Annotated in this window: 3 protein-coding genes; 2 read left to right on the top strand and 1 reads right to left on the bottom strand. The window is 75.5% G+C overall.

Annotated elements, in window-relative coordinates; translation table 11 throughout:
• The first annotated feature begins 35 nt into the window (after positions 1-35).
• Positions 36-791: an ABC transporter ATP-binding protein gene (locus AOK03_RS27880; protein WP_055568113.1), complete on the top strand. Its 756-nt coding sequence runs from the start codon at positions 36-38 to the stop codon at positions 789-791.
• Positions 792-810: 19 nt separating this feature from the next.
• Positions 811-3,612 carry a fumarate reductase/succinate dehydrogenase flavoprotein subunit gene (locus AOK03_RS27875; protein ID WP_208609610.1) on the top strand — a complete coding sequence of 934 codons (2,802 nt, stop codon included), beginning with the start codon at positions 811-813 and terminating at the stop codon, positions 3,610-3,612.
• Between the two features lie 35 nt (positions 3,613-3,647).
• Here the strand turns inward: AOK03_RS27875 and AOK03_RS27870 are convergent, their stop codons facing one another.
• Positions 3,648-4,265 (bottom strand): dienelactone hydrolase family protein, encoded by a 618-nt coding sequence (locus tag AOK03_RS27870; RefSeq protein WP_079074999.1) that lies wholly within the window; start codon positions 4,263-4,265, stop codon positions 3,648-3,650.
• Positions 4,266-4,314: the final 49 nt, after the last annotated feature.

Raw genomic sequence — 4,314 nt, 5'->3', positions numbered from 1 at the left:
GTGCCCGCCCCGGCCCTCGACAAGGAGCCCGTCGCATGAGCCCCGTACCGCCCGTGGACGCCCGCACCGGGCAGGGCGCCGCACTCGCCCTCGACGACGTGCGGCTCGGCCACCGCGAGGGCCGGGCGCTGCCCGGCACCGTGCGGCTGCGGATCGCGCCGGGCGAACTCGTCGCCGTGCTCGGCCCGTCCGGCTGCGGCAAGTCCACGCTGCTGCGGACCCTCGCCGGGCTGTTGCCGCCGCTGGACGGGCACGTCACCCAGGACGGGGTGCCCGTCGTCGGACCCGCCGCGGACCGGGCCCTCGTCTTCCAGGAGGACGCCCTGCTGCCGTGGCGCAGCGTCCGCGCCAACGTCGAACTCCCCCTCGCCATCCGCCGGGTGCCCAGGGCCGGGCGGCGGCGGGCCGCCGACGACTGGCTGACGCGGGTCGGTCTCGCCGGGCACGCCCGCAAGCTGCCGCGTCAGCTCTCCGGCGGGCAGCGCCAGCGCGTGCAGCTGGCCAGGGCCCTGGCCGCGCGGCCCCGCGCGGTCCTCATGGACGAGCCGTTCGGCGCGCTCGACCCGCACACCCGCGCCGGGATGCAGGACCTGCTCGTGGAGATCCTGCGCGGCACCGGCGCGACCGTCGTGTTCGTCACCCACGACGTGGACGAGGCGCTGCACCTCGGCGACCGGATCGCTCTGCTCTCCTCCGGGGAGGTCCTGGACGTCCCGCACCCCCGGCAGCGGGACGCACGCAACGCGCCCGGCACGGCCGACCTCCGCCGCCGCGTCCTGGCCTCCCTCTGATCTCCGCCCCTCACCCCACATGCCCCGGTACTCCGTATCCCCTGTCTCCGTGAAAGGCGCGCCCGTGGACACCCCCCTGGCCATCCCCGACCTCGCCGACGCGACCGAGCTCTCCTGCGACGTCCTCGTCATCGGCGGCGGCACCGCGGGCACCATGGCCGCCCTGACCGCCGCCGAACACGGCGCTGACGTGCTGCTCATGGAGAAGGCGCACGTGCGGCACTCCGGCGCCCTCGCGATGGGCATGGACGGCGTCAACAACGCGGTCATCCCGGGCCGCGCCGAGCCGGACGACTACGTCGCGGAGATCACCCGCGCCAACGACGGCATCGTCGACCAGTCCACGGTCCGGCAGACCGCGACCCGCGGCTTCGCCATGGTCCAGCGCCTGGAGTCGTACGGAGTGAAGTTCGAGAAGGACGAGCACGGCGAGTACGCGGTCCGCCAGGTGCACCGCTCCGGCTCCTACGTACTGCCGATGCCCGAGGGCAAGGACGTGAAGAAGGTCCTCTACCGGCAGCTGCGCCGCCGCGAGATGCGGGAGCGGATCCGCATCGAGAACCGGGTGATGCCGGTGCGGGTGCTCACGGTGGCGGGCCGTGCGGTGGGCGCGGCGGGGTTCAACACCCGCACCGGCGAGTTCGTCACCGTCCGGGCGGGCGCGGTGATCCTCGCCACCGGCGCCTGCGGGCGCCTCGGCCTGCCCGCGTCCGGCTACCTCTACGGGACGTACGAGAACCCGACGAACGCGGGCGACGGATATGCGATGGCGTACCACGCGGGGGCCGCGCTCACCGGGATCGAGTGCTTCCAGGTCAATCCGCTCATCAAGGACTACAACGGCCCGGCGTGCGCGTACGTCGCCAACCCGTTCGGCGGCTATCAGGTGAACCGGCACGGCGAACGCTTCGTGGAGTCGGACTACTGGTCGGGGCAGATGATGGCCGAGTTCGCGGCCGAACTCGCCTCCGACCGGGCCCCGGTGTACCTGAAGCTCAGCCATCTGCCGGAGGAGACCATCAGCACCGTCGAGTCGATCCTGCACACGACGGAACGGCCCACGCGCGCCGCCTTCCACGAGGGCCGCGGCCACGACTACCGCACGCACGACGTAGAGATGCACATCTCGGAGATCGGGCTGTGCGGCGGGCACTCAGCGTCCGGGGTGCGGGTCGACGCACAGGCGCGCACCACCGTGCCGCGCCTGTACGCGGCCGGCGACCTGGCCTGCGTACCGCACAACTACATGATCGGCGCCTTCGTCTTCGGCGACCTGGCCGGGGCCGACGCCTCACAGTACCGCGCGTACGAGGGCGAGTTGCCCGGCAATCAGCTGGCCGCGGCGCACGAGCTCGTCTACCGGCCGCTGCGCCGTCCCGACGGCCCGCCGCAGCCCCAGGTCGAGTACAAGCTGCGCCGGTTCGTGAACGACTACGTGGCGCCTCCGAAGTCCGGGGCCAAACTGTCCCTGGCCGTCGAGGCGTTCGAGCGGATGACCGGCGAGATCGCCGCAATGGGGGCGCGCACCGCCCATGAGCTGATGCGGTGCGCGGAGGTGTCGTTCATCCGGGACTGCGCGGAGATGGCCGCGCGCTCCTCGCTGGCGAGGACGGAGTCCCGCTGGGGGCTGTACCACGAGCGCCTCGACCATCCGGAGCGCGACGACGCGGGCTGGCTGCACCATCTCGATGTCTACAAGTCCCCTTCGGGAGCGATGGAGTTCAGGGCCAGGCCGGTCGAGCCGTACGTGGTGCCGGTGCCGGAGTTCGATCCGGTGGCCGGGGCGGAGCGGGTACTGGGCGAGGTCGCGCTGGTGCCGGTGGCGACGGCGGGGCCGCGGAACGTCGCGCCCGCCGCCCGCCCGACGGCGCCCGCCGAGGCGTCACCGCCCTCTGAGGATCCCGCCGCCCCGCTCCTCGGAGCCCCGGCGGCGGACCCCGCCCTCCTGGGCCTCCTCGCCCTCGCCGAGGAATCCCCCGACCTGGCAGCCCTCGCCCCCTACCTCGGGGACGCCGAACCGGCGGTGCGGGCCGCGGCCGTCGCCGTAGTCGCCGAGACGGTGCCCGCGGGTGCCGGTCCCGCGCTCGCCGCGGCACTTCAGGACCCCGACCCTCAGGTACGGGCGGCCTCGGCGGGCGCTCTGCGCGAGCTGGTCGAAGTGCTGCCCGCGGAGACGGAGTTGGGGGCGGGCCTGCGCGCGGCGCTCGGTGTGGCGGATCCGGCCGTGCGGGGCGCCGCGGTGGACGTCCTGCGGGCGCTGCGGCTCGGGGACGCCGCGCTGTACGCCGCCGCGCTGGCCGACGCCGACATCGACGTCCGCATCCACGCCGTGCGGGCGCTGGTGTCGGTGGACGCGGCCGCCGACCTCGCGGCCGCCGTGGACGACCCGGCCCGCGAGGTCAGGGTGGCGGTGGCCCGCGGTCTCGCGGCGGTGCGCGATCCGTCGCCGTCGTGGCTCGCGCCCTTCCTCGACGACCCCGATCCGCTGGTCCGCGCGGCCGCACTGGCGTCGCTCGCGGTCACGGGCTGCCCGCTCCCGTATGCCGAACGGGCCGTGGCCGCGCTCGGCCACCCCGCCTGGCAGGTCAGGGCCGGTGCCGCGACCGCCCTGCGGGCGGCGCCGCCGGGCCCGGCGGTCCCCGCCCTCGCCGAGGCCTCGGCCGACCCCGAGGCGGACGTGCGCAAGGCCGCCGTCCTGTCCCTCCTCGACCACGTCACCGACCCCGAGGCCCGAGCGGCCCTCACCGCCGCGACCACGGACCCCGACGCGGACATCCGCGCCTACGCGGCCCGGGTGCAGGCAACGGGGCCGACGTCCTGACGGGTGCCGACCGGAACCGCCCCGAGAGCCTCGCGCTATACCGCGGGACGCACGTGCAGGCTCCGCGTCACCTCGTCGGGGAGCGGGCCCAGCCCCAGGAGGCCGCCGACCGTCGCCGTGGTGAGGGCGTGCCAGGCGGGTGCGTTACGCAGCATCGCGTGGCCGCTGCCGCTCATCGGCACCAGGCCCGCGGCCGCCCCGGCCGCCGCCGCCCGTGCCACGAACTCCCCGGACCGGGCGGGGTCGGTCGTCCCGTCCCGGTCGCCGTGCAGCAGTACGACACCACGGCCCCGCAATTGGGCCACCGGCTCCCCTGTCGGGCACCACGGGGCGAGGCCCACCACGGCCCGGACCGAGGGGTGGCCCGCCGCACTCAGGGCGGCGCGGGCGCCCATCGAGTGCCCGACGAGGACGACGGGCGCGTCCCCGATGCGCGGAGCCAGTTCGTCGAGCGCCCGGCGGGCGTCCCTGGCGGCGTCCTCCCGCTCGCCGTTCCACCCGCGGCAGCGGTAGCGGACCTGCCCCACCGCGACGCCCCGCGTGCCGTAGGCCCTTCTGATGGCACGCGCGAAGGGCCGCATCCGCAGGCTCGGCAGGTTCCACGGAGGGGGCGTCGACGTACCGTGCTCGCGGCCTCCGTGCAGGAGGAGCACGACGGCCCGGGGAGTCCCGGAGGCGAGGGAGAGGGCCAGGGGCGAGCGG

It is taken from the genome of Streptomyces atriruber (assembly GCF_001418325.1).
Lineage (GTDB): Bacteria > Actinomycetota > Actinomycetes > Streptomycetales > Streptomycetaceae > Streptomyces > Streptomyces atriruber.
The sequence above is the reverse complement of the archived record's forward strand: the minus strand, read 5'-3'. Positions and strand labels throughout refer to the sequence as shown.